Origin of the sequence: Bacteroides sp. D55t1_190419_B8, from assembly GCF_015558905.1 — a bacterium.
Lineage (GTDB): Bacteria > Bacteroidota > Bacteroidia > Bacteroidales > Bacteroidaceae > Bacteroides > Bacteroides vicugnae.
In genome coordinates this window covers 184844-208353 of record NZ_JADMOU010000006.1, presented here as the reverse complement: position 1 = coordinate 208353, position 23510 = coordinate 184844, and the positions used below count along the sequence as shown (strand labels likewise).

Here is a 23510-nt window from a genome sequence, read left to right as displayed (position 1 = left end):
ATCAATTCGGGGGGGTAATTCGTGTTTCCATAATCTCAGTCTATGATTTGAATATATTCCGGCTTCACCTCAGCTGAAACCGCCAGTAGGTCGGGAATAATGACGACAAGCTGCCGACCTCTCTTTTTTGCCACTTTTATGAAGTAGCCCTCCACCTGGTCGAACGGTCCGCCATGTACCCTTACTCTTTTACCTTTTTCAATGTTGATTTTATCTTTTTCCTTGTTGATTTCGCTGATTTTGTAGAAGTGTACCTCTTCATCTGCCTGCTTGCACACCTTGATGAAGTTGGTCATGTCTTCATCAGGTACAGTCAGATAGACAAGTTCTCCGCCACTTTTCCATGTGACAAACTGTAGGTCGTAATAATAATTGTGTTTGAAATCAACAATCTTCTGATGACTTGCATGCACAAACACCAGACTATGGATGACGGGTACCATGAAAAAGACTTTCTTGCCCTTGACAGTGCGAAGGACTTTCTGCTTGGGTATGAAATACTCTAAGCCATACGTTTCATTAGAGAGCCGATCTTCGGCAGTATTCTCGTTCTTGTAGGCCCGCATGACATACCACAGTATCTTATCCTTGTCCAATACATTCACCATACTGTTTTGACATGTGTTTTTTGAGAAAAGAACGTACTCATGGTTCATCCCGATATGCGTATCGGTCTGTATATCAGCAACTTTCTATGTGTTTCAACTACAATAGTCATCTATTCTCATCTTTCTGAGTCCACCCCCTGCAAAGCCCCTCTTTACGACATAAAAATTCGGTCGGAAAAGGTATGCAAAAGATGTTTCTCTCTTTAAGAGAAATATCGTTTTGCTAAACAGTTGATATTGAGGTATCATTTTATCGTAAAAGACATATTTGCTCAACAATTGCTTGACGGAAATCAACAAATTTTAGCATTTTTGTAAAAAAGTCGCTATATAATTTGGTGAATTGGAGTTATTTTCATATTTTTGCATCCCGAAGAGTTTCTCTTAAAGAGAGAAACACCTTTTTGCTCAACAATCCCCGACTTTTTTATTATAGTTGCGGTATCACACCGCAATACAATAGTTATAAATATTGAAATAAAGGTGCAGTGAGACGCTGCACCTCCTAAAGAGAATTGATGATGAGATTGTTGGCGTTGTCAACGACAGAGGTGTCCAATGAGGAGAGGTATATCTGTGTGGTTTTCTCGGAGTCATGCCCCAATGCCTCGCTGATAGTAGATACGGGCACGTTCTTGCTCTTGGCTATGCTTGCCCAGGAGTGGCGGGCTACGTAGGTGGTCAGGGGTACGGACAGGCCTATCATTTCTCCGATTTTCTTCAACTGCTTGGTGATACGGCTATAGGCATTCTTGTACTGTCTCCAGAATATGGCTCCCTCTCCTTTTGCTATAGGGAGCAGGTAGGGAGAATCATCTGTTTTGTACTTCGCCACTATCTCCTGCATGGCAGGTTCCCATTTGATGTGCAACTGTTGTGAGGTCTTCTGACGGCGGTAAATGAGCGTACTGCCATGCAGATTGCTTGGTGTAAGTTGTGCCATATCGATGAACGACATCCCACGGGTATAGAAACTGAACAGGAACATATCCCTTGCAAGCTCCAAACGGGGGTTCAGACTCAAGTCCAGCTCTTTCAGTTGCTTGATGATTTCCAAGGGGAGTGCCCGCTTGACGGTCTTGTCGATGCCGGTATATACATGCTTGAACGGTGAGGAAGAGATGACCAGTCCGTCATCTACGGCATGATTGTAGATGGTGCGCAGGTTGCGGATGTAGAAAGAGGTGGTGTTGCGGCACAGTCCGCTGTCTTTCAGCCACTGTTCATAGCCTTGTATCGTTGTCCCATCGACTTCCTCCAATGGCACATCGCCTCCTTTCAGGTAACGCTGGAGGCTGTTGAGGGTGGTTTTGTACCTTGCTACCATCCGCTTCTTGCCGATGCGTCTCAGTTTTTCGTTCAACTCCAGCGTATAGCCGATAATGCCATGTAATTCTTTTCCCTCATGGAAGTTGTCAACGACGGTGTCTGCTGTATATGACTGCCCTTCCTTGTCCAACCGTGCAATGACCAACAGCAGTTTCTTCCTGTCAGCATCCAATGTATCTTTCAAGGAAAGAAGATAGGCTTGACGTTGTGGAGTGACGGAAGTTGGCAAAATGATGTTTGAATGGTCCGCATCCCACTCTGAGGAATAGATTCTGTACTCTGTATGGATCTGACGTGCCACACGATTGTGTATCACCTGATAATACAGGCGACCCTCTTTCTCTTGAACAGATGATGTTCTGAACTTTAATTTGATGGATGCCATAATGCTCTGACTTTAACATTGAAATTGCAATTATTACCTTTATATATAATATAAGTGACAGACAAACAGGTATAGGAGGGATGGTGCCTCACCGCTCGGCATACAACAGCTGATATTCCACCCACCTCCGTTTCCTAATGGATGCCACTGCTTTTCCCCTCCATTTGCAATAGCTCAGATAGAGTGGCAGGATGTCCCTGTCGCCACGTTCCAATCGGGTGAGCAGGGACGCTTTCGGGTATCGTCCATTGCCTAACAACTTGGCTGGTCCAATCTGGTACGAGAGGGTGGCAAGCAGATAAGCATCCCTGCCATAACGGGCATATAGGCGCAGGTGCCGGAGGAGGTCTGTCCGTAACAGCAAATCTGCACGCTGACGTGTCAGTGTTTTCGGGAAACGCTCTCCCTTCTGTAGCTGGTGACCATAGCCCACATAGCCCGGTGTGGTCTTTGGGTCGTGCCAACCCTCGAAGTGTTTGGTAATGGCTACCATCCGTTCAAACAGTGCCCTGTCAATGGTTTGGCTTTGACAGGGCACGCTACAGATGGCCAACATGCTCAATAGTACGATGATGTATCTTCTCATTACATTATTTTATATAGGAGGTGCGATGTCTCACCGCACTCTAATCAATATCACTACATCATAGTGCGGAACTGCTGAATCTCTTTAATCATGGCTTTCACGTCCTCCCCAACCTGAACGAAGTTCTTGTAGAGGATGCGCTCTCGCTCTTCTTTCGACTTGAACTTATAGAACTTAGGGAGAGGGACATACTCCGATTCCTCCTTCTTTATTTCCGTCATATCGAAGTCGGTCTTGCAGTAGAACTTGGATGTCTTGAACTCCTCGCTCTCCTGGATGTTCATGCTTCCGTTCATCCCGGTCTTGGTGACTACGAAGTCACGGGCGGTCTGTCCACATATCCAACCTGTGGGCATATCGGAGATTTTGCTTGCAGGCACCAGGCTGTCCATATTCTCATTGAGGTTGATGGAGGTCTTGTCACGGTCGATGGTCACGCCCTTTTTGAGTTGCACTACTTTACCGAAGATGTCACTCGACAGCCATTCGAGGGTTTCCTTGGCTCTTGCCGAACCGCTCACCACATTGCCCACGGTGGTGATGATTTTCTGCATACCCACCTTGCCATAATCGGCTTCCAACTGCGGAAGTTCCTGAAAGCCAAGTGCCACGCTCACCTTGTTGCTTCGGGCTGTGCCTATCAGTCGGTCTATCTTGTGGAAATACAAGGTCGGCAACTCATCGACGATGATGCTGACAGGAACGTTCTTGCCCTGTCCTGTATTCACCCTCGTTACAAGGCGGTTGAGAATCAAGGCATTCAGTGCACCGATGATGCTCTCCATCTCGGGGTCGTTGGCAATGAGCAGATAACTTGGATTCTTCGGGTCACTGACCTTCAGGTCGAAGTCATCGCCGTCCTTGTGGAATATCCAGTAAGATTCCTTGGTGGCGAGACGGGAGGTATAGACACGTAGCGTGCCAATCATACCTTCCAACTGCTCCATGGCTTTGTTGGCAAAGGCAGTCTGGAACGGGCCAAGCAAGGGGGCTACCTCGTTGTCGGTCTGAAGTACCTCGAAGATGGTCTGATAACTCTCATTGAGGAACGATAGGATATGTGGCATGTCGCTGTACTTGCCCAACCAATAAGCGGGCTGCACCTCCGCGCCCGAATGGTCGAACACCCGTCCTGTGGGTATCAGCCTTTTCGTCTTTGGGTCTTCACGCCGCTCGGCAATCAGCATCTTTCCGTCCTTGTCGTAGGGCTCCTTGCCGTAGTTGCAGAAGAAATAGATGCAGGCGGCAAGGAAGTTGACGGCAGAGGTCTGGAAGAACTGGTCGCTGCCACCGCCGCCTTCCTTCTTGCCTTTTTGCAGGGATTCAAGCAGGGTCTCGGCGGTCTCGCTCGCTGCGGCAAGGTTGTTGATGTACTTCAACTGGATGGGGTTCACACGGCGCGAATACTCCACATCCACAAAGTTGATGATGTTGAACTTCATGCCATGGGGCATCTTGCTGTCCTTGGCATTCTTGTTCTTCAAGTAATGATAGTAGAGTTTGGTGGCGAGAGTGGGAAACTTATAGTCGTACACCACCATGGCAAAGCCCTTCTCGCTGTGCTGCCTGATAAACGGCTCGATGATGGAGAAGGTCTTACCAGAACCAGGAGTACCCACAACCCATGTGCCACGGAACGGATTGACGATGTTCACCCATCCCTTGCGGAACTTGCCCTTGTAATAATAGCGCATAGGGATGTTCACGCTGTACTTGTTCTCCTGCAACTCCCTGCATTGCTCAAAGCTCTCATTCTCGAAGTTGAAGCGGTCTTTCAGCAGCCCTTCCTTCAGGAACTTAGAGATATTGTCGAGGGCGATATGCACCAATACGACACCGACGATGGAAGTGAGCATATAGAGCCAAGTGTTCAAACGGAGGGTATAGAAACAGGGCATTATCGAATGACCGAACAGCCATACGGACTGCACAATCAGCAGCACTCCCGACAGCAGCGGATAGAGCACCTGCCTGCGAGCGTCAAACTCCAGATGCTTCTTGTTGCGCGTTCCCACACAGGTGATACATATCAGCAGGAACGTAGCCACCTTGCTATACACGAGGTTGCCGTCATGGTAAATCATCCACCGCTTGATGCGAGTGTGGATATCCGTCACTACGCCGCCCAAGAAGTCCAACTGCTCCGGCTCCAGTGCGTAGGCGAAGAACTCCATCAGGATGGAGACATAAATCACCGCCCTGAATATCTTGTAAAAACCCTGTAACTCTTTGCTTTCTTCCATTTACTTTACGATGATGTTGGGTGATAATGAGAAAAGATGAAGGATGCCACGGTGGACACCCTCCAATCCTCTTATGAGTTTTATTCGTAGCCGTTGATGGTCTTCTCAGACTCTACTGTCCACGGAGAAATAGTTGCAGATATGACCTCCAAGGTGTTGCGTACAGGCTTCAATGAATAGCTGTAGGAATGACCCGCTTTCCACGTGTCGTTTGTGAGGAATACGAAGTTCTCCCCATTGCTGAGTTGCAATGTCATGTCTGGCATAACCTGTGCAGGAACATAAAGCGTATATTCCATGTGGTCACTTTGTGGGTCGCCGAAATAATAGGTCGTCACCGACTCGTCACTGCATTCTACCTTTCCGGTCTTGATGTTGAAAGTACCGCTGTCAAAATAACCGACGAACGTGAGTAGGCTTCCTGCAAAATCATTGGTGGTGAAACCGTATTCTGGTGAGGTATAGACCTTGATGATGACACGCACCATCTGATGGGTGAAGTTCAATGTAAGGCTCGGATTGGCGTATGATGCCGCTCCACTGGCAAACAGAAAATCATTGACCTTCTGCTCACTCTGTACAGCTGCCTCCGGCACTTGGAACTCTATGAGGTCGTTGGTAGGATTTGCCGTATAGGGATAGTAGGCATTGAAGGTGTGAGTGTCTGTGTCCGTGAAAAACACCTTGTTGGCTGACACAAACTGATTCGTGCCGCCGCTTCGGGTGAACTTCATATTGTTGATCATCCCTGTGGAAGAGATGCCAATCATATCATTGAGTTCCCACTGGTTGTCAACGGCTCGTGTGGAAACGGCAGGTTGCAGCATCTCCAGATTGGTGAATACCTGAAGCTGCTTGGTTGATGTGCTGTCGGTCACGACCACAGAACCTCCGCCACCGGGCAGGTAAATCTCATTGACGATGTCTTGGTCACAGGACGTGAGGAGCATGGCTCCAAGTCCCAACATTAGAAACAAATTCTTTTTCATGCTTTTTCTTTTTTAATTGTTGTACTTTGATGATGATACGGGTGATACTCGATGTCTGTATATGGGCTAATCCATAATCGTGATGATGGGTCTCGCCTTATGCGGCTGCCACTTGGGAGTCTCCTGTATGGCACCGCTTCCCAGTGAGTAAAGCCATGCCTTGGCGGTCGCTTGTCCTTCTACCTCCGTTGAAGTCCAATACCAACAGTCATCATCCTCATCGGGGATAGGTGTGCCGCCGCATTTCAGGATGTATGGGTTGATGATGTCCTTGGCATGATAGAGCAGACGCATCTGTGCCACACTGGGGATATAGGCACTTTGCCCGTAACGCCACATGTCGAAGACACGCTCAGCCAAAGGCGACTTCACATCGGTCGTGCCATAAAGGGCAAAAGTGTTCTTGTTGCCGTCGTAGGCGGTGAGGTCACAGGATGTGTCCTGTTCCACACCGATACTGTCAGCAAAGGCTTCGGGAGCGATGTCCCACAGATAGACGGCATATCCGTTTCCCTCCATTTCTTCCCTCTGATTGACGTTGAACACCACTGCAATGGCTTGCTTGCACGATTGCTCGTAGGTTTCGTAGGGCATCACCTTGCCGTCAGTGGTCAAGATATGGGTGACCTTCATGGCTGTGTCGGGAAAGTCCTGATGCTCGTCACAGGCAGTCAGCAACACCGTTGCCGCAACTGCCAAGATTGAAAACAGTTTCTTCATACGCATAGTCATTTTACAGGAAGTTTCACACCCAGGACAATACCCGTTCTGAACAGGTCTTCACCCTTGATCATCACATCGGTCTTCACCTGCCAGAAGAGCTTCCAGCCGTGTCTGAGTGTATAGTTTTGCTCATAGCCGAGGTGGATGCCACCCAAGAACCTGTCAGTATCGCTACCTGCCGATGCTCCTATGCGCATGTTGCCATGGTGGTTGCGTCCTCTTGCCACACAGGGCTTATAGGCAAAGCCGAAACCATAACTGCGGTAGTTGTTCCAAAAACTCTCAGGACAGACATGACCGCACGATGCGCACTCGTTCCACTTGATATATCCGTTTGCAAAATACTCCCACGCATTGTGGTACTTCGTCTCATACTCGTAGGACAGCGTCACGTCCAGTCCTCGCTCATACAGGCATCCGAACCCCAAGGATATGCGGTCGCTATTCTGCTGCGCCATTGCCGGAGTCATGCTTGCCATAAAACAGATGACAACGAGTAAGGTATGCACAAGCCAATTCCTCACTCCTAATTCCTCATTCCTAATTCTCATTATTCCTCCTCCAACAGTATATGGTTAAACGAATCGGCAGACAGCACATCCTCATAGTCGATGCTGAGCGAGATGGTGCGTCCACTTATCTGTTTTTCCGACAGCTCGATGGTCAGCACCTTGTCGTTGGGGAAGGTCATCTTCTTCACCACAATCACGTTGCGATAGCCATACTTGAAGGTCTTCGCATCGTCCAACACAAGAGATGGGGTCAGTTCCACTATCTGCGCATTGGTAGCCTTGCTCTGCTTCTTGTCCGATAGTTTGATGCGCATCTCGTCGATGTCGAAGCGGATGTTGGTCTTGTTCTCCACGGAGAAGTCGATGAAGAAATATTCGCCCACGCTGTAGATGTTGTTCAGGCGCATTACCATGCGGTGCATCTTCGTCGCCACGTTGCGGTATTTGGCAGACGATGACCATATCTGACGTGCATACTTGGTCATGTCGGCAGTGGACAGGCTTACAGCGGGATTGTTGTAGGCATTGCGCTCCGAGCATTCTATTTCCTTATCGGTTACTGCCTCCTGCATCCTCGTGGTATAGAGCAGTGCATACTGCGTGCGGTAGCGTTCCGTCACGATTGTCACTATCGCCAACACCTCACCGTCGGCATACACGTTGTCCTTCGGCTTCAGGCGGATGGTGTTGTTGATGGGTTGGTCGCCCACCACCTTGTCTGTGGATATATCGACAAAGCGGATGGGTTCGGAGGCGGTGATGACGGTGGTCACTTGGTCGTTGACCGTCAGCTGCTCCATCTCCATGTAGGTGGTCTGCGCCTTGGCTGAAAGCACGCTCAGCGAAAGCAATGCACAGACATTCATTTTCTGAAAACAATTCATATTAGTTGATTTTTTGATGTTTATACTCTATGAGCCACCGTTCCCGACAATTCCGTTGTCGGGCAGTGTCTATTTCCTTTTCTCTTTCCCATTTACAAGGTAAACAAACGTCCCATACTTCAGCTTCACTTTGTTCTTCTTGATAGCCTTGCTGATGGCATTGCTTGTCTTCTGGTAGGCATTGGTCACGGCTTGCATTCCCCATTGCGAGAAACTGTTGTTCGCTCCACTCTGGTCGATGTTCATGTTGCTCTGCATAGCACCGCTCGCCACATCTTTCGTGGTCTCACGGAACTGGCTGCCGGGGACATACAGTCCCTCCAGTCCGTCCGTGTCATAAAGCGAAAGCGAAACCTTTATCAGCTCGTCATCCACAAGGATGGAGTTGATGCTACCCTTCACTCGCTGCGAACCGAAACCGCTCATGGTGGCATAGAGGTACGACCCTTTCTTCACCACGGTCTCACCAATCTCAATATCGTCCAACAGTCTCAGCCGCACCCTCGACCCGTCCGTAGCCTTCACGTCCTCGTCAATGATGGCCTTGATGAGCTTTGGCTCATGCTCGTTCTGCGTCAGGGTGTTGAAATAGTCCGAAGTCACCTTCACCTTCTTCACCACCTCCTGTGCCTTGTCCTCCTCGTCCAGTGCCTTCACCGCCTTGCTGTCCTCGGCAATCTGACCTTTCACCTCAATCTGCTCCTTGGGAGGCCCAGCCTGTGTGGTATCCTGGGCCACGGGGGCAACTGCCGCCTGTCCTCTCAGCCTCGCTTCGGCGAGTGCCTTGTTGAGTGCTTCGAGTGCTTCCGCTTCTCGCGCCTTGGCATCGGCCACTTCGGCTGCATCGTCCTTCTCTTCTGCCTGACGGACGAGTTCCGCAAGGTCTTCTTCTGTGTACTTGGATTCATACGCTTCTTTCTCTTCTTCGTTGTCACGCTCAATGTTATCAACAGCCGAATAGTCTGCTATGCGACCATACGACTTCGCCATGTTCTCATACTTGCCACCGATGCCGTCACCATTCTTAATCTGCGCTCCGGGCAGGTTGGGGTTCAGAAACTCGGTGGTCTGCAGGTTCTTGTCCTGCGTTTCCGCCACCTCCGTATTGAACATGTCAAAGACAAAATAGCCTGTGGCAATCAACGGGATGTACACGATGGCTGGCAGCATGTACTTCGGCTGACGGAAGTTTATCTTATCTGTTATTCTCATCGCTGTCTGATTTTGATGTTACTGACTTGTCTCGATTCTCCTCGTTGGTTCGATGCGTCACGGGAGGAGTGATGCAATGGGCTGCATTCATCATCTGCTTCATGCGCCCTTCCTGCCGCTCGATGGCACTTGCAGCCTCCGTCCGATGACCGTAATACCGCACCATCCTGTAGATGTTGATGCCGAAGCACGTGGCGACAAAGCCGAAGACGATGACGAGAAACAGCGTCTTGTGGGCATTGGCAAAGCCTTGCACCTTAGCCGCCGCACGGTCTATCCTCGCGGTCTTGGCAAACTTGCGCCCTGCCGCCACCTCCTTCTCATACCGCTTCTTGTACTTGGGGTCGTTCTTGTCGGGCATATCCTCGCCCACAAGCATCCGTCTGATTCCTTTTACACTCATACCGCTAGGATATTAGAAGTTTGACTTCGACTTCTGCTCAATATCCTTGTTGAGCAAGGTTCTCCAGTTCGTGATGAGCAGTCCATGAGGATTGTTCTCCGTCCTCGGCACGCGCTTCACCTGTCCCGCCGTCACCAATTCACGCATCAGAATATTGCTCCTTCGCTCTATCCTTTGCCTACCGTAGTAGGTGAACTCCATCTTCTCCTTGTTGAACTTGATGCTGTCGCAAAAGATGCTGAACACGGCACTCGTACCCATGATATTGTTGTAAAAGCCCTTTTCCTTCAGCGTATTGTACTGCGCCAAACCAGTTTCATCGACCAAATACATCGCCTTCTCCATCGAATAGCGGATGTACTTGTCATCGGGAGCAAGCGTAAAGAAGTAATGGTGGAACATCTCGATATGGCTCTTTGCCTCCACATCCAGCGTTTCCTCCATCGTGGTGCGGTTCACCAGTATGGGCACGTTGCCGTCCAATACATACACCTTTTGCTGCGCGTCCGTCACCATGCAGCGCGCCGTCCAGATGCTCGACACCGAGATGATGATGCAGCCCATGAGGAACGCAGAGCAGATGATGCCCACCAGCTTGATTTTGTTTTCTAAGTTCTTGATTACCATACGTTACTGCTTGTTTGAGGTCTGATTTCTCTTCATTCTCACATATTCACGGTGCAGGATGGTGTATATGTCCTTCTCAACTTCTTCCACCAGTTTGGCGTAATACTTGATGCAAGCCTCTACGTAGATGCCTTCGTATTTCAGTTGGATCCACACCCACCAGATGTCACGTTCACGTCTCCGTCGATTTCTGTAGATTTTGGCACGATGCAAGCGATAACTCAGGTAATCTACCATAGGCACTACATACTCGTCGTTATCCTCAAAGCCTTCTGCCATCTCCTCATACTGTGGGTCGATGTAGTTGTTTTCGGAATTGAAAAACTCTTCCTTTGCACGCTTGTTGGCAAACGCCATGAATTTCTCATCTTTGAGCCAACGCTCAATTTCATTTTTTGCTTTCATTTTTCTTGATGGTTACTTTTATTTGTTTCAATAGGAGGTGCGGTGACTCACCGCACACTCACATGTTATCTCATCACGGTCGCCATGGTTCCCGTAGCCGTCATCTTGGCTTGTTGTGCCACGCCCTCGCCGAAGTTTCGGGTTGAGAAGGCGGTGTCGCCCTCTGGTATCATCCATGCCGCAAGGTCGGGCACGAGGTTCAGGCATTTCAACGCCACGATGCTCGCTGCCATCAGATAGCCTGCCGAGAAGAACGAGTTTTGCAGATAGGCTGCCATCGTCTGCTCACTGGCGGTGATGGCCGTCAGGTTCTCTACCTGTATGCAGAGCACAATATCAAACAGCAACAGGACGTAGAAACCGACGAAGTAGAGCATGGCTCCGTAGAAATGAACTGTCAAATAACGGGTTAGCCACTTCGCCCACGCTCCTTCCCACTTGGGCAGCAACGAAAATGCCCATTGTATTGGACCGAATATAGTGAGCATTCCGAGCAATATCTGCTGACAGTATATCGTCGCCCACCAACCGATGCGGAACACGATCAGGGCTATCAGCATCACTATCTTGTCGATGCCCACCACGGCCCCTGCCGTCAGTGAGGTGAACCACAGTTTGCTGGCATCCTTCTCCATGTTGGTCACTTCGTCCACGCCCGTCTGCTCCATCGTCGCCTCTATCAGGTTGGGGTCTGATGTGCCCTTATGCGCCACGTCTGCCTGTGCCTGGAGGTCAGTGTACATCGAGTCCCTGACATATACCAACTGCTGCACCTCCTCAAACTTGTCGGAAATTTGGGTCGCCTCTGCCTCATAGAGGTCGTGGGTGTAACTGCCGATGCAATTGGGAATATAGGATAGAAAATCCAATACGCACCAGCTGCTGCCGCTGTTGGTCATGCCTGTGTCAGCAGGTGGGTACCACCAACAGAGGATGATGCTCACCACCAAGGGCTTGAACAGTTTCATCACGTCCAACGGTTCGTTCTTCACCATCATCTTGTAGGCCATGCTTGCCGCCACGATGATAGAGAACAGTGCCGCCAATGCCATACACATTTGGAGGATCCACCAGAACGGCCCTTGTGAGCCTGTGAAGGTGGCATCGGTCAGGAACTCGTTGGTCTGGAATATCACATCGTCAATCTCCTCTTCGAGGATGTTGATGCCGAAATCGCTGAGTATGTTGTCTGCCATCAGTGCCTGGTTCTATTGTTGATAATCTCTTTGATAAACTCTATGCCTTTCGGTGTCCATGACAGATAGAAGTGGTAGAAGCAGCGCATCCTGCCTGTGACATATACCGCAATGCCCTTGTCCTGAAGGTCTTCACGCAGTTTCCACATTCCATATTCCTTGGTGATGATGCCTTCCTCTTTGAGGGTCTTCACAATCTTGCCGTAGTAACTTCCGACATATTTGTGAAGCTTTGACATTGAAACTACCTCTAAATCAGATGGCATATAATGCTCATCAACGATGGGTGTCCTGCCGATAACGCTGATTCGCTTCGGCATCCTTGACATCTCCAACTGCCACTTGCCGTTTTTCCTCTTGGCGGCATAGAGACGTAACTGTATTTTTGATATTGATTCCATAGCTATTTCTTTATTTTATGTTCTTTCGATAACAGGAATGACTCCCACGCTCTTCAGTTTCTCATAGAGGAAGCGGCGACCTTTCTGTGTCCATTTGGTGTTCATGCGCACATCCTCCGTACCGTCCTTGTGTTTAATGAGGTAGGTCTCGCTGGTCACATAACCGCAGTCCTTGTAGTCGGCATACAGAATCCACTGCTTGCCACGCTGATACTGGATGTTCATCTCCTTCAGACGTCGGTTGAAGCGGATGGACGACTCGCCATAGTCCTGTGCTATCTGTGTGACCAGGACACTGCTCTTCGTGGCAAGGATGATGTCAAGGTAACTCACCTTGTCCTTCATCTCCGTCACCTCCTGTTGCAGGTCATCCACCTTGGATCCCAACTCAACGATGCGTGTCCTTTGGTGTTCACACTCCTGTTCGACAAGCAGACGCTTTTGTCGTTCTTCCTTCAGATTGACTGCTAACCGTATCAGGAAGTCTGGCTCTGCCAATGCCTTCTCGATGGTCTGCTGTGTCATATAGGCACCATGCTTGCGGATAGAGGGGAGCACCTCCGATGTCACCCACTTGCGGAAACGTTTGGCTTCGGGTTTGCGACTGTCAAGGATGACATCATACAGTCCGTCTTCATTGATAAAGTTTGTAACCTGTTCTCTTCCAAGACTATCCGAGATGGGGTACTTTGAAAGTACATCATCCGAAAGTCGTTGTACCAACTTGCTGGTTTTTAGTCCAAGAACTCTTGCCACATCAGCCAAACAGAACAAGGGTTGCTCTGGTGTTCCTGTGGTTCGGACTGCTCCAAATTCCTCGTTGTTGAAAATCTGAATATCGTTCATATCTCTATGCTGTTTTGTGATTATTTCTTCTCTTCCCTTATTTCTATCTGTTCACACTTTCTTCACCCTCACCGCTGTTGGCATCATCGCCGTCAGTGCCTGTCGAGCTCCTCACGCCCTTCATGTTTTCCTGCCAACGGCTCTTGGCATCGCTGATGATGCTGCCTTTATGTACTACACGGTCGTTGGTGGCTGCCAAGAGGGCGGTAGTCTGGCTTTGGGTGTTGAGCTGCACAAGGTATTTCAGTAGTGTCTCGTTCTGTGTCGTCAGGTCGGCATAGATGCTAAGATACTGCCGCTTTCTCTGTGCATTGGGCATATAGGCATCCTTGGTGGCTTTCACGGCACACTGGTACATATTGTACAGTTCCTCCCACCGACGCTTGTCGTTGATGGTGCCTCCTGTAGGGATGATATGGTCTATGTTCGCCTTCATCTTGTCCAACTGACCGTTGATCTTGCTGCTTTCGGCAAGCCAGGCGAGGTCTATCTGTCGGTCGGCTACGTTCAAGGCTTCCACCTCAGCACGCTTGGTGAGGGCAGAGTCTATCTTCTCCGCATCATCTACTTGGTTGTAGAGGTTGATGCCGGCAAGAGTGCGGAAACCTAACTTGTTCTTCTCTGCCGCTGTCTTCTTATAGTTGTTATGTAACAGCCAATAATAGAACTCAGGGGTGAGAGAACCGCCACCTGTCTCCATCACCGTTATCTGGTTCTGCTTGGAGGAGTCGTGGTTGTAGGTCACGCTCTGGGCTGTGGCTTTGATGGTGGTTGCTACCGCCATGATGAGTATCATTGTCTTCTTCATGTCCGTTCTTCTTTTGTTTACAATCCGTCAATAGTCAAGTTTTCCTGCCACTTTCCATCGGCTGAAGGCATCTTCCAGTATCTCTTCCTTCGTCCTCGTCCGATACACCTTCTCCTTCCAATAGCCCATGCGCAGCTGCACATACCGCCATGTCTGGAAGTAGGCTTGGTTCAGATGTTTTTCTATCAGGTCCAACGAATTGTTGATATTGTCCAACACCATCAGCAGGTCGGAAGTTGAACAGGCTGCCGCTCCTGTGGCATACAACACGAGGTCGTTGACGCTATGGTAGAGTTGGCTTCCTTCGTTGTATATGTTGTCGATGGCTTTCTTGTTGATGCTGATGAGCATCGTGTCAGCCAGTTCGATGTGTTTCCGCTTGATGACCTTATCATTGAAGTCCTCCAACAGGTTCTTGTAGTCACTGATGCGGTCGCTCACCGTCTGGTAGGTGCTCTTCACGTTCAGCACCGTGCGCAACGACTGGTACATCACATCGATGATGTCGAAGGCCCGGGTGTATTTGTCCAAATCCACATTCAGTTCCTTGTATTTGCCCACCTCTTCACTGCTGTATTCATGCAGCAGTTGATTGCTGTACTCCAAAGTGCTGCGTGCCAGCAAGAGGCTGCGCTGCTTCTTGTGGTCGTTGATGTATGCTTCCACCGATACCGCATCGAATCCCCATTGCGCCAAGGCTGTATTGGGGAAGAGGGTAATCAGCAGGAGAGCTATGATGATGGTATGTCTCATTCTCCGTTCCTCCCTCAGTTTTCGTTCTCGTTATCTTCACCATTCCCTCTGTTAGGGTCTGCATTCTCTCTCCATCGCTCGTAGCACTCTTCAATGAGTGTCCTTCTGCGACCTTGGTCTGCGTCGATTGAAGGAAGAATGTCCTTCAGCACGTCAATGATGCTGCGCTTGTAGTGCATCATTTTTTCTAATGATACCAAGTCGGCGTAAATCTTGGTGATACGGCTATCTACTTCACGGGCTATCTCCAGACGGTCGCTCGACCAGAGCAGGTGTATTACATCGTCATTGTCGGCGGTCTGGGTTGCCTCGCTCTTGGCATATTCTGTGGTGATGCTGCACGACGGGAACTCCTGGGCTATCTCCGAGATACGGCTGTTCACCTGCCTCGTCTTCTCCTCGTCAGAGGCATTCGGGTCAAGGGTCAGCACATCCACCACCTGTGTGTCGGTGTATTCCGAGGTCAGCTCCCACGATATTTGCAGTATCGCACGGTGTATCTTGATGCCAAGGAAGTACTTGGGCTTCCTTGCAATGGACAGTGTCGCCTTGAAGGTGATAATGCCGTTGATGTTGGGCATGGTGGCAGTTCGGACGTAGGTGTAGCCGTTCCACGAACCGGCACCTTGCCACGTGAGATTGTAGGCTGACTTCACATCCTGCATGATGGCAGGGATGCGGTAGTAGTCATCGGTGGAGGTGGCATTGTCGTTAGCCGCCTCGCTCTTGGCATTCTGTATGTCTGCCAACTGCTGCTGCCATGTCGCCAATTCCTTCTTCAGGTTGTCTATCTTCGTCTTGTTGACATTATGTTGCTGCCGCAAGGCAGGGGCTTCCTCCACAGAGGCATTGGCTATCTGCGTGAGCAGGTTCCTGTTCTCTGTCTCCAACTGGCTTATCTGCGCCTCCAACAGGGCTATCTTGCTATTCGCCTCACGTTCCTTCTCGTCCAGTTCCGATAGGTCGAGATTATTTTCTGATACGCTTGTCCTCATGGCGCATTCCTTGCTGTGGGCATTGAGCGAACCGCCGCACTCACGGCACTTGTACTGCGTGCTGCCCTGTCCGAGGGTGACACCGTCCGAACAGGTGACGCTGATGGTCACGCTCTCCACGCCCTTCAGTTTGGCGGCATCGGTGGCTTGATAGTAACGGCGTGCGTCACTGCCGATGTAATAGACATAGCCCTCCTCGTTGTCGTTATACTCCGAGAGACGTGCCTGCAACTGACGCTTGAAGGTATTCAAGTCCATGCTGTAGGAGTCGAAGACATCCTCATACACCTCTTCCACGTTGTTCCAGCTCTTGGTAACGTGTATCTCGTAGGCGTAGGCCTTCTTGGTCTGCTTGCCGCCACGGCTGATGATGTACGACGACATCCAATAGTTCATCGTATAGGTGAAGCCGTCGCTCTGGGCGTTGAGCTGCTGCACACGGCTGCGGCTCCATCCGGCATGGTTCTCCGAGTTGGCCAGTATCTGCTCTCGCTGCGTGCTGTTAGGGTAGAAGTTGGGGTCGGAGGTGTTGATACGATACCAATGGTCACCGTTCAGAATACTGTTGTCATCGGTCGGCGGATAGTAGTCACAGAGGCTTACGCTGCCTTGGTCTCGTCGGGCAATGTACCAACGCTGTGTATAGTAGTTGCCCTGCGTCTCGCTCAGATAGTCTGTCATCCACGAGGTGATGTTGTAGTTGGAGAGGTCGAAGAGGGCTGCCACGTTGTCCTCGCCACCCACCAGACTAAGGAGTGTGCTGCCGATGCCGTTCTCTGCCTGTTCATAGAGGTCATGGTAGTTGTCATAGATGTCGATGATTTTACTCACCTTGCCATTGAAAAGGTCGTTGAAGGCACTCTGCTGCAAGAGTGCGCCTGATGCCCCGTTGATACCTGCCGTCGCCAACGATGCTCCCATATTGTAAAGCGTCTCGATGTCGGCGGTGAGGTTCTCCACGGTGAAGTTGCCGGGCACACTGGCGATGTCATCCAACAGCTGCTGCCAATCTACATTGCCTATCTCCGAGAGTTTGAGGATGGCGGCTATCTCTTGGTTGATTTCCAAGAACTGAATGTCGGCAAAGGTCAAGCTACTGTTGGTCACGACACTCTCAAACTGCATACACAGCGACTTTGTGTCGGCGCATATCTTCATCAGGTAACTGCCCCAGTAGAGGGCGGTCTGCGGACTTTTCAGCATCATTCCTGCCACCGTCCATATCTTGGGCATAATCTTGTTCGCCACCATATTGTGGATGCGGCGGTAATAGTAGTTCTCCGTGCTACTGCTCCAAATGCCGAGGTCGGTGAATGCCTTGCGCTCCAAGAACTTGGCAGCGAAGATGCCGGCAGTGGCAACCTCTGCGGCATTGTAGTGCTTCAAGATTTCGCCCACCTGCTCGTTATAATAGCTCTCTGCCATAGCTCCAGCACCGAATGCGGCAGCCATGGCGGCAACGATCTGCTTGTCGTAGTTCACGCTGTAATACTGCGCATGAACCCTTCCCACGACAAGTGTAAGACACATATATATTATAATAAGGTATAAACGTCTCATTGCTTCACTACTTTACGTTTTTACTACTTTCAGTTTCTACTATTCCACTACTTTACTACTTGTAGTATTTACTATTGGTAGTATTCACTACTAATCGTATTTACTACTAATCGTAAATACTACCCAGCCACCGTTCCCGAAAGTTTTGCTTTCGGGCATCTGGGCTTTACGTCTATTCCGGGATTTCCGTTTCCATCAATCAGCCCCCGTGCTCGCCGTGTCAGCGGCGAGTGGCTCCATCGTCCGTCAAATTGAGCACATGCCCCGCCTCATTGACCTTCTGCGCAAATGCCAACGACTTCCCGATGCCACTGGCATCCCAATCTCTGCAATACCGCTCGATAGCCTCCTGATGTCTGCACTTCAGTTCATGCTTATAGAGTTTCAATGCCTCCTTCTCAGCTCGCTCGGTGGTGTAGGTCATATAGCACTCGTGCGGCTCCTCCACACCATACACTCCGCTCGTCGATCCACGTCGGATAAACACCTCACGGAAGAAACTTCTTCCCTCCTTGTTATCCAAGCGGTTGACAGTGAATATCTTCTTGCAATCCACATCCGTCAATCCTAATATCGCCTTGATCTCGTCGAATCGCTCACGAAATTTGCTTTGGTCGAGCAGCATCACCACGTCGGAGTTGTTGATGATGGCTTCCTTCACGATGGGACTGCCGATGATGTCCTGTATCTCCTGTGTCACTACGCCCACGCTCGCCCAGAACTTTCGGGCTGTCTTGTATAGGTACTTGATGTACTCGGCCATCAGCGGCGAGGCGATGGCTTTCCATGCCTCCTCGATGACAAGGCACTTGCGGTTCTTCTTCAGGCGCATCTTCTGCAGGAACACGTCCATGATGATGAGCGTCACGATGGGGAAGAGCTGCTTGTTCTCCTTGATGGCATCCACCTCGAAGACGATGAAGGTCTCGTCGAACAAGGTGCTATCCACGTTCTCGTTGAGAATCTTGTCGTACTTGCCGCCACGGTAGAAGTTTTGGAGCATATAGGCGAAGTTGTCGCAGTCGATGGTGGTGATGTTGTTCTCGATGCAGATCTGGTCGAGACGCTCACAGGCGAACTCATAGAATGAGTCGAAGGAGAGGGTCTTCACGCTCAATGCCATGCGCCGTTCCTCCAGTCCCTTGATGAGTTTCTCCACCTTGTCGTGTATCTGCGTCAGCTCCGTGCCGCGCCGCTTCTCCATGGTGGAGAGGTTTTTTCTCAGTGTCTCCTTCTGTGAGGAAGGATAGGGCTGCACACCGTTGAAATAGAAATCGTAATACTCCGTCACCAACTGCTCCACGACACGGAACTCCAGTTCGGGTATCTGCGTCTCCGAGCCTTTCCATATCAGCAGTATCAGGTTCTTCAGGAAGTCTATCTTCTCAATGTTCAGCTCCCGCTTGCTGATGTTGAAGGGGTTCATGGTGATGGGCTTGTCCTCCGTATAGGCGATGTACTTGCCGCCCACATACTCGCAGAGTCCCTCATACGAGTTACCCGTATCGACCATGACGATGTCGGTGTTCTGCTCCCACAACTGACGCACCACGCTGTTCATGTGGAACGACTTGCCGCTGCCCGAAGGACCCAAACAAAAAAAGTTCGAGTTGTCGGTCAGCTTCTCCTTTCCCTCCTTTCCTGTGATGTCGATGGCTACGGGCACACCTTGGCGGTCGGTATAGTATATCTTCAGCGGGGTGTCCTCATTATGCACGATGCGCTCCTTGTACATCAGACAGGTGGCGGCATCGCCGAGGGTGAGGAATCGGTCGTAGTCGGCATTCATGCCATAGCAGTTGCCGGGGAAAGAGTTGACGAACAGCTCCAACTGGTTGTAGGCCCGCTTGCTGATGTGGATGCCCATGCGCGAGAAGGAGTTTTCGAGATGGTTGGTGCATTTCTGTATGTCGGTGTCGCCGCTCACTGCCACCACGAGGTTGTAGTGGGTATAGACGAGCTGCTTGCTCTCACGGGCTATCACCTCCTGCACACGCTTGATGTCCTCTACAGCCATCAGGTTGCTGGGGTTGGGCATGGAGGCATGGCGGTTTTTCTTCTTGTCGAGTAGGGCAAGCTCACGCTTCTGGTTGGGCACGAACACCATCTGGTTGAACACCACGCAGTCGGCTCCGGGCACGCTATCGACGATGCTCACGAGATCAACGGGCATACTGGTGTTGTTCACCTCGATATTTGCGTAGGGACGGATGACCGACGGCAAGTTGGCATAATCCACATCCACAAGGCTATACACCTTGCAGCTACGGTCCCCCATGCCGATGGTCTCGTCATCGACCTTGAAGTTGGTCATCGACACCACCTTGTCACGGAAGTTCATGGAGAAGAAACGGTCCACATACTCGCAGGCTTCCGTTTTGCCGAGGAATCGGGACTTCACGCCGGCATCCCTCAGCTGGTCGTGCACCTTGCGTATCTTCACCAAGAAGTCACGCCATTTCTTGTTGTCGAACGACATCAGACGGCTCTTCTTGTTCTCCTGTGTGATGGTGAGGTAGCAGACGCTGTCGGTAAAGGGTCTGCCGTTGAAATAGCGGAAGTAACTCTCGCTCAGGAACTCATGATTTCCACCGTTCTCTTCCTTGAATGCCTTCCTCACAAACACGTCCTGCTTGTGCAGCGCATAGCCTTCGCCCAAGGTCTGGGCAAGGGCGGCGAAGAGGTGGGTGAACTCATAGTAGGCCTCGATGTTGGCGGAATACTTCTGCACAGGGTTCTCCATCTTCAGAACAGCGGAGTATTCGCCCGTCTTGGTATAGAGCACGCCGATGCCATCCACTTCCTCGATGGAGAAGTAGATGTCCTGGAAGATGCGCTTGCGCTTCCCTCCCGTGCCGAATGCCTTGACACTGATGGCCATGCCCACGCAGATGGCTGAGAATATGAGTATGATGTATAGGGTCATTGTTCTTTTTCTTTTTTAATCGCAAAAAGGCGGGCGCACCCTCATGCGTGATGCCCCCACCTCCATTCACTTACAATCATTGATAGCTTTCCACTTGGACATAATGGATTCTCTTTTTTGTTTTACACTTTCTTTGAATAGGCATAGATGAATATGCCGTTGTCACTCTTCTTGCTGTGCAAGCCCTTGCGCTGCTTCATGACGATGAGAACGCCACCGACAGCTACGGCGAGGACTAGCAGCACGAGTCCTGCCACGAAACCGAAGATGCAGTAGCCGAGGATGAAACCCGCAACGGCTCCTCCTGCGGTGGCTGCCGCCCAGTAGATGTAGCGTCCCTGCAACCCGAAGAACTCCAATGGACGTTGCAGTCCCTTGAAAATGGGATAATCCGGAAAACGCTCTTGCTTTGTATCTGCCATAACTGTCAGTGTTTTAACGTTCTACATACTCACAATCTCACGCTGCGTTTAACCTCCAATGCCGAAGAACAGAGGCAGTGCCTGGGCTGCTGCAATGAGGAAAATACATGCGCCGACGACCATCATGATCTTCTTTTTGAGAATCTGCTTCCGAATTGTAAAGTGCTGAATATCAACACTCCCAAAAAGCAAAAAGTACCAAAAGAAACAAACTGGAAACAAAAATTTCAAAAACCCCAAAATGAAAACATCTGCTTAACATATCTTAACACGGAAATGAACGGAAATTTTCATTTTCTATCATTTTGTGCTGCGTTCCTGAAGGTGCAAAATCAGGTATTGTGAACCTTATTGTCGTTTCAGCAATCAGGTTGAAAAAATGGCTTTAGTTGGAAAAATGTGCACGAAAAGTGGGCTTTTCAGGTGGCATTTTATAGTATTTTCTGCGAAAATACAGTTGTATGTTTAACTTTCTACGTATAAGTCTCTTTAGTCTCACGGAATTTTATTAACTTTGCACCAAAGTTTATTTTAATTGCAATTTTATGGTCACTTATTTTGATGCATGTGAGATTCTTGAAATGCTGTCTGAAGCATCTGTAAAGGTGTTTCTGGACGGCGGTTGGGGTGTCGATGCACTTATAGGCAGAGAAACAAGAATACATAACGACATCGATCTGTTCGTAGAGAAGAAAGACTATGGTAAGGCCATATCCGTGATTACCTGGAAGGGATACAGAGAAGTTGTAATGGACTATACGACCGATAGCCATACTGTCTGGAAAGATGACAACGGAAGAATAATCGATCTGCATTGTTTCGAATATGTCGAAGATGGAATTCTATATGACGGATACACTTTCCCAAGCGAAACTTTCTCAGGTAAAGGAAATATCGGGAATATTGAGGTAACATGCATAAACCCGGAGGCACAGGTACAGTTCCATCTTGGATATGAATACGATGAAAATGATGTCCACGACGTCCTGTTATTATGCAGAACTTTCAATCTTGAGATACCGGAGCAATATAAAACTCACATCTGATTCAATATGCTATGATTACTGATAGTTATGATATTGAAACTGAACCAATGATCAATCTGTTTGATTTCTACGGCAGACGTGGAGATTTTGCAGATATATGCCTGATAATATTCTCGAAGGAGATTCATCGGCATTTACTTGATTCCTACGAATCTGAAATTATTGCAACTATGCCGGCTTGCAATGGCGATACGCATATCTATAAAACAACTTATAAAGGAGTTACGATAACTTTCTACCTGTCAGGAATAGGTTCAGCAGTAGCATCCTCTCAATGTCATCTTGCAAGCTGGCTAACTGGAGCATCAAAGTTCATTATGTTCGGTTCCTGTGGCAGTCTTGACCGTACAACCACACAAGGTAGATTTATCATACCGACACAAAGTTACAGAGGGGACGGGTGTTCATATTATTTTGCAGCACCATCCGACTATATTGATATAGCCGCAAGCAAGGAACTTTCCATAATTTTCGACAAATTATCTGTACCATATATTACAGGTAAAATATGGACGACAGATTCGATGATCAGAGAAACAAAAGGACTTGTACGCAAACGTATGGAAGAAGGGTGCATCGCTGTAGAAATGGAATTGGCTGGAGTTCAATCTGTGTGCGACTTCTACAATTTGAAGTTGTATGCTTTTTTTGAAACAGGTGACATTTTGGATACAAATGGATATGAAGCCAAAGGCTTGAACAATGCCAACCATAGTTTAAACAAACTTTATATTGCTTTAGAAACGGCAACCTACATCTGAAGTATATCAGAATTGTAAATTCCCATTTAGCGGACTATATAAAAAGTATTCCATAACCATCTATACGTGGTTTACGGAATGCTTACTTTATAACAATTAGGTTTACACTCGTTTATTTTGACGGTGCAAAGTTACTCATGCTATCTGGCTCCCACAACGGGCAATAGTGCACATTTTCAAGAAAATGACGTTTTCAAGAAAAAAAATATCCCTACAAACTTAGACTATGCCAAGTTTCGTAGGGATTTTGGAGGGTATAAACATTAGATTACTTCGTCCAGTGGTAGTGACTGTCGAGCATCAGGAAGATAGCCAAGCCGAAAATAACGAGTCCAAGGACAAAGAAGAACCAGAAGAAATACTGCACATAGTGTCCGAGGTAGGTTCCGTCGTACTCCTTGTACCTTTCCTGAACCCTTCTACGTTCTTCATAAAACATTTGATTGACCTCACGGATATGCTTCTGCATCTGAGTGGTCATCCATTCATGTTGTTTGTCGAACATGTCCTGAATCTTCTTCCAGTCAACATCATCGACTCTGACTGAAACCTTCAACTTGGTTGGGGCATCCTTCAGAACATTGTCAATGTGGGTATTGATGGTGTCAACCTTACCACTGATAGTGTCAACGGCATTGCCAAGAGCAGTCTGAGCTGAATTGTACTTACGGATGGCAGACTCCAGTTGAAGAGTTGCATTGATCCAAGTGTTGGTCGCTTTGTCAATGTTCTCACTCAACTGCCTGAGTTCAGGCGCACGACTGACAACAGCATCCTCGGCATCATGCTCTTCAATCTCTTCCTGGACTTCGTTCATCATGTCATCGAAGTCAGGCTTCTGCTCGTCATCTTCGATGAGTTCTTCTACATGTTTTGTTCTTCTCATTGAT

23 protein-coding genes and 1 pseudogene are annotated in these 23510 nt (G+C 49.1%); 2 read left to right on the top strand and 22 right to left on the bottom strand.

Translation table 11 applies throughout. From position 1 onward, the window contains the following. Positions 1 to 35: 35 nt before the first annotated feature. The 21 genes and pseudogenes from I2I13_RS08135 to I2I13_RS08035 form a co-directional block, all read right to left on the bottom strand. Positions 36 to 608, bottom strand: a complete 573-nt coding sequence (locus I2I13_RS08135) for a UpxY family transcription antiterminator (RefSeq protein WP_008021340.1) — start codon at positions 606 to 608, stop codon at positions 36 to 38. Between the two features lie 505 nt (positions 609 to 1113). Further along, on the bottom strand, positions 1114 to 2322 hold the full coding sequence (locus I2I13_RS08130) for a putative resistance-associated DNA invertase (RefSeq protein ID WP_005816149.1): 1209 nt from the start codon (positions 2320 to 2322) through the stop codon (positions 1114 to 1116). 88 nt (positions 2323 to 2410) lie between these two features. Then, the gene (locus tag I2I13_RS08125; RefSeq protein WP_005816141.1) at positions 2411 to 2908 is read right to left on the bottom strand and encodes a hypothetical protein; all 498 of its coding nucleotides are present in this window, start codon (positions 2906 to 2908) and stop codon (positions 2411 to 2413) included. A 53-nt stretch (positions 2909 to 2961) separates the two neighbouring features. Then, positions 2962 to 5151, bottom strand: coding sequence for a type IV secretory system conjugative DNA transfer family protein (locus tag I2I13_RS08120; RefSeq protein ID WP_005816140.1), 2190 nt, complete (start codon positions 5149 to 5151; stop codon positions 2962 to 2964). A gap of 80 nt (positions 5152 to 5231) precedes the next feature. Continuing rightward, complete coding sequence (locus I2I13_RS08115; RefSeq protein WP_118200184.1) at positions 5232 to 6119, bottom strand: fimbrillin family protein; 888 nt, start codon at positions 6117 to 6119, stop codon at positions 5232 to 5234. Positions 6120 to 6206: 87 nt separating this feature from the next. Further along, positions 6207 to 6860 (bottom strand): hypothetical protein, encoded by a 654-nt coding sequence (locus I2I13_RS08110; RefSeq protein WP_005816136.1) that lies wholly within the window; start codon positions 6858 to 6860, stop codon positions 6207 to 6209. 8 nt (positions 6861 to 6868) lie between these two features. After that, positions 6869 to 7414, bottom strand: a complete 546-nt coding sequence (locus tag I2I13_RS08105; RefSeq protein WP_005816135.1) for a hypothetical protein — start codon at positions 7412 to 7414, stop codon at positions 6869 to 6871. After that, positions 7414 to 8259 (bottom strand): conjugative transposon protein TraN, encoded by an 846-nt coding sequence (gene traN / locus I2I13_RS08100; protein ID WP_005816133.1) that lies wholly within the window; start codon positions 8257 to 8259, stop codon positions 7414 to 7416. The genes I2I13_RS08105 and traN overlap by 1 nt, the downstream gene beginning before the upstream one ends. A gap of 69 nt (positions 8260 to 8328) precedes the next feature. Beyond that, positions 8329 to 9471 (bottom strand): conjugative transposon protein TraM, encoded by a 1143-nt coding sequence (gene traM, locus I2I13_RS08095; RefSeq protein ID WP_005816128.1) that lies wholly within the window; start codon positions 9469 to 9471, stop codon positions 8329 to 8331. Then, a complete protein-coding gene (locus I2I13_RS08090) occupies positions 9455 to 9874 on the bottom strand; it encodes a hypothetical protein (protein ID WP_005816127.1) in 420 nt (139 codons plus the stop codon). Before I2I13_RS08090 ends, traM begins: the two co-directional genes overlap by 17 nt. A 12-nt stretch (positions 9875 to 9886) precedes the next feature. Further along, the gene (gene traK, locus I2I13_RS08085) at positions 9887 to 10501 is read right to left on the bottom strand and encodes a conjugative transposon protein TraK (RefSeq protein ID WP_005816126.1); all 615 of its coding nucleotides are present in this window, start codon (positions 10499 to 10501) and stop codon (positions 9887 to 9889) included. A gap of 3 nt (positions 10502 to 10504) precedes the next feature. Beyond that, the gene (locus tag I2I13_RS08080) at positions 10505 to 10906 is read right to left on the bottom strand and encodes a hypothetical protein (protein ID WP_005816123.1); all 402 of its coding nucleotides are present in this window, start codon (positions 10904 to 10906) and stop codon (positions 10505 to 10507) included. A 65-nt stretch (positions 10907 to 10971) separates the two neighbouring features. Next, positions 10972 to 12102 (bottom strand): hypothetical protein, encoded by a 1131-nt coding sequence (locus I2I13_RS08075; RefSeq protein ID WP_005816122.1) that lies wholly within the window; start codon positions 12100 to 12102, stop codon positions 10972 to 10974. Continuing rightward, positions 12102 to 12503, bottom strand: coding sequence for a hypothetical protein (locus tag I2I13_RS08070; RefSeq protein WP_005816121.1), 402 nt, complete (start codon positions 12501 to 12503; stop codon positions 12102 to 12104). Before I2I13_RS08070 ends, I2I13_RS08075 begins: the two co-directional genes overlap by 1 nt. A gap of 15 nt (positions 12504 to 12518) precedes the next feature. Next, complete coding sequence (locus tag I2I13_RS08065) at positions 12519 to 13349, bottom strand: phage antirepressor (RefSeq protein WP_005816120.1); 831 nt, start codon at positions 13347 to 13349, stop codon at positions 12519 to 12521. A gap of 43 nt (positions 13350 to 13392) precedes the next feature. Then, a complete protein-coding gene (locus tag I2I13_RS08060; RefSeq protein ID WP_005816119.1) occupies positions 13393 to 14157 on the bottom strand; it encodes a DUF5045 domain-containing protein in 765 nt (254 codons plus the stop codon). A gap of 27 nt (positions 14158 to 14184) precedes the next feature. Then, positions 14185 to 14910, bottom strand: a complete 726-nt coding sequence (locus tag I2I13_RS08055; protein ID WP_005816118.1) for a hypothetical protein — start codon at positions 14908 to 14910, stop codon at positions 14185 to 14187. A gap of 14 nt (positions 14911 to 14924) precedes the next feature. Continuing rightward, positions 14925 to 17465 (bottom strand): hypothetical protein, encoded by a 2541-nt coding sequence (locus I2I13_RS08050; protein WP_005816117.1) that lies wholly within the window; start codon positions 17463 to 17465, stop codon positions 14925 to 14927. 220 nt (positions 17466 to 17685) lie between these two features. After that, the gene (locus I2I13_RS08045) at positions 17686 to 20391 is read right to left on the bottom strand and encodes a TraG family conjugative transposon ATPase (protein ID WP_008021336.1); all 2706 of its coding nucleotides are present in this window, start codon (positions 20389 to 20391) and stop codon (positions 17686 to 17688) included. Positions 20392 to 20513: 122 nt separating this feature from the next. After that, positions 20514 to 20813: a DUF4133 domain-containing protein gene (locus I2I13_RS08040; protein WP_005816074.1), complete on the bottom strand. Its 300-nt coding sequence runs from the start codon at positions 20811 to 20813 to the stop codon at positions 20514 to 20516. A gap of 48 nt (positions 20814 to 20861) precedes the next feature. Further along, a pseudogene (locus I2I13_RS08035) lies at positions 20862 to 20963 on the bottom strand (DUF4134 family protein); the annotation flags it as partial. Between the two features lie 395 nt (positions 20964 to 21358). Here I2I13_RS08035 and I2I13_RS08030 point away from each other — a divergent pair. Then, on the top strand, positions 21359 to 21859 hold the full coding sequence (locus I2I13_RS08030; protein WP_006743465.1) for a nucleotidyltransferase domain-containing protein: 501 nt from the start codon (positions 21359 to 21361) through the stop codon (positions 21857 to 21859). An 11-nt stretch (positions 21860 to 21870) separates the two neighbouring features. Continuing rightward, positions 21871 to 22620 carry a nucleoside phosphorylase gene (locus tag I2I13_RS08025; RefSeq protein ID WP_006743466.1) on the top strand — a complete coding sequence of 250 codons (750 nt, stop codon included), beginning with the start codon at positions 21871 to 21873 and terminating at the stop codon, positions 22618 to 22620. Positions 22621 to 22888: 268 nt separating this feature from the next. Here the strand turns inward: I2I13_RS08025 and I2I13_RS08020 are convergent, their stop codons facing one another. Continuing rightward, positions 22889 to 23506, bottom strand: coding sequence for a hypothetical protein (locus I2I13_RS08020; RefSeq protein ID WP_005812828.1), 618 nt, complete (start codon positions 23504 to 23506; stop codon positions 22889 to 22891). Between the last annotated feature and the right edge of the window lie 4 nt (positions 23507 to 23510).

Bases quoted from the DNA above. Each gene is read 5' to 3' on its own strand.
- I2I13_RS08135 (WP_008021340.1), bottom strand. From the start codon at position 608: ATGGTGAATGTATTGGACAAGGATAAGATACTGTGGTATGTCATGCGG.
- I2I13_RS08130 (WP_005816149.1), bottom strand. From the start codon at position 2,322: ATGGCATCCATCAAATTAAAGTTCAGAACATCATCTGTTCAAGAGAAA.
- I2I13_RS08125 (WP_005816141.1), bottom strand. From the start codon at position 2,908: ATGAGAAGATACATCATCGTACTATTGAGCATGTTGGCCATCTGTAGC.
- I2I13_RS08120 (WP_005816140.1), bottom strand. From the start codon at position 5,151: ATGGAAGAAAGCAAAGAGTTACAGGGTTTTTACAAGATATTCAGGGCG.
- I2I13_RS08115 (WP_118200184.1), bottom strand. From the start codon at position 6,119: ATGTTGGGACTTGGAGCCATGCTCCTCACGTCCTGTGACCAAGACATC.
- I2I13_RS08110 (WP_005816136.1), bottom strand. From the start codon at position 6,860: ATGAAGAAACTGTTTTCAATCTTGGCAGTTGCGGCAACGGTGTTGCTG.
- I2I13_RS08105 (WP_005816135.1), bottom strand. From the start codon at position 7,414: ATGAGAATTAGGAATGAGGAATTAGGAGTGAGGAATTGGCTTGTGCAT.
- traN (WP_005816133.1), bottom strand. From the start codon at position 8,259: ATGAATTGTTTTCAGAAAATGAATGTCTGTGCATTGCTTTCGCTGAGC.
- traM (WP_005816128.1), bottom strand. From the start codon at position 9,471: ATGAGAATAACAGATAAGATAAACTTCCGTCAGCCGAAGTACATGCTG.
- I2I13_RS08090 (WP_005816127.1), bottom strand. From the start codon at position 9,874: ATGAGTGTAAAAGGAATCAGACGGATGCTTGTGGGCGAGGATATGCCC.
- traK (WP_005816126.1), bottom strand. From the start codon at position 10,501: ATGGTAATCAAGAACTTAGAAAACAAAATCAAGCTGGTGGGCATCATC.
- I2I13_RS08080 (WP_005816123.1), bottom strand. From the start codon at position 10,906: ATGAAAGCAAAAAATGAAATTGAGCGTTGGCTCAAAGATGAGAAATTC.
- I2I13_RS08075 (WP_005816122.1), bottom strand. From the start codon at position 12,102: ATGGCAGACAACATACTCAGCGATTTCGGCATCAACATCCTCGAAGAG.
- I2I13_RS08070 (WP_005816121.1), bottom strand. From the start codon at position 12,503: ATGGAATCAATATCAAAAATACAGTTACGTCTCTATGCCGCCAAGAGG.
- I2I13_RS08065 (WP_005816120.1), bottom strand. From the start codon at position 13,349: ATGAACGATATTCAGATTTTCAACAACGAGGAATTTGGAGCAGTCCGA.
- I2I13_RS08060 (WP_005816119.1), bottom strand. From the start codon at position 14,157: ATGAAGAAGACAATGATACTCATCATGGCGGTAGCAACCACCATCAAA.
- I2I13_RS08055 (WP_005816118.1), bottom strand. From the start codon at position 14,910: ATGAGACATACCATCATCATAGCTCTCCTGCTGATTACCCTCTTCCCC.
- I2I13_RS08050 (WP_005816117.1), bottom strand. From the start codon at position 17,465: ATGAGACGTTTATACCTTATTATAATATATATGTGTCTTACACTTGTC.
- I2I13_RS08045 (WP_008021336.1), bottom strand. From the start codon at position 20,391: ATGACCCTATACATCATACTCATATTCTCAGCCATCTGCGTGGGCATG.
- I2I13_RS08040 (WP_005816074.1), bottom strand. From the start codon at position 20,813: ATGGCAGATACAAAGCAAGAGCGTTTTCCGGATTATCCCATTTTCAAG.
- I2I13_RS08030 (WP_006743465.1), top strand. From the start codon at position 21,359: ATGGTCACTTATTTTGATGCATGTGAGATTCTTGAAATGCTGTCTGAA.
- I2I13_RS08025 (WP_006743466.1), top strand. From the start codon at position 21,871: ATGATTACTGATAGTTATGATATTGAAACTGAACCAATGATCAATCTG.
- I2I13_RS08020 (WP_005812828.1), bottom strand. From the start codon at position 23,506: ATGAGAAGAACAAAACATGTAGAAGAACTCATCGAAGATGACGAGCAG.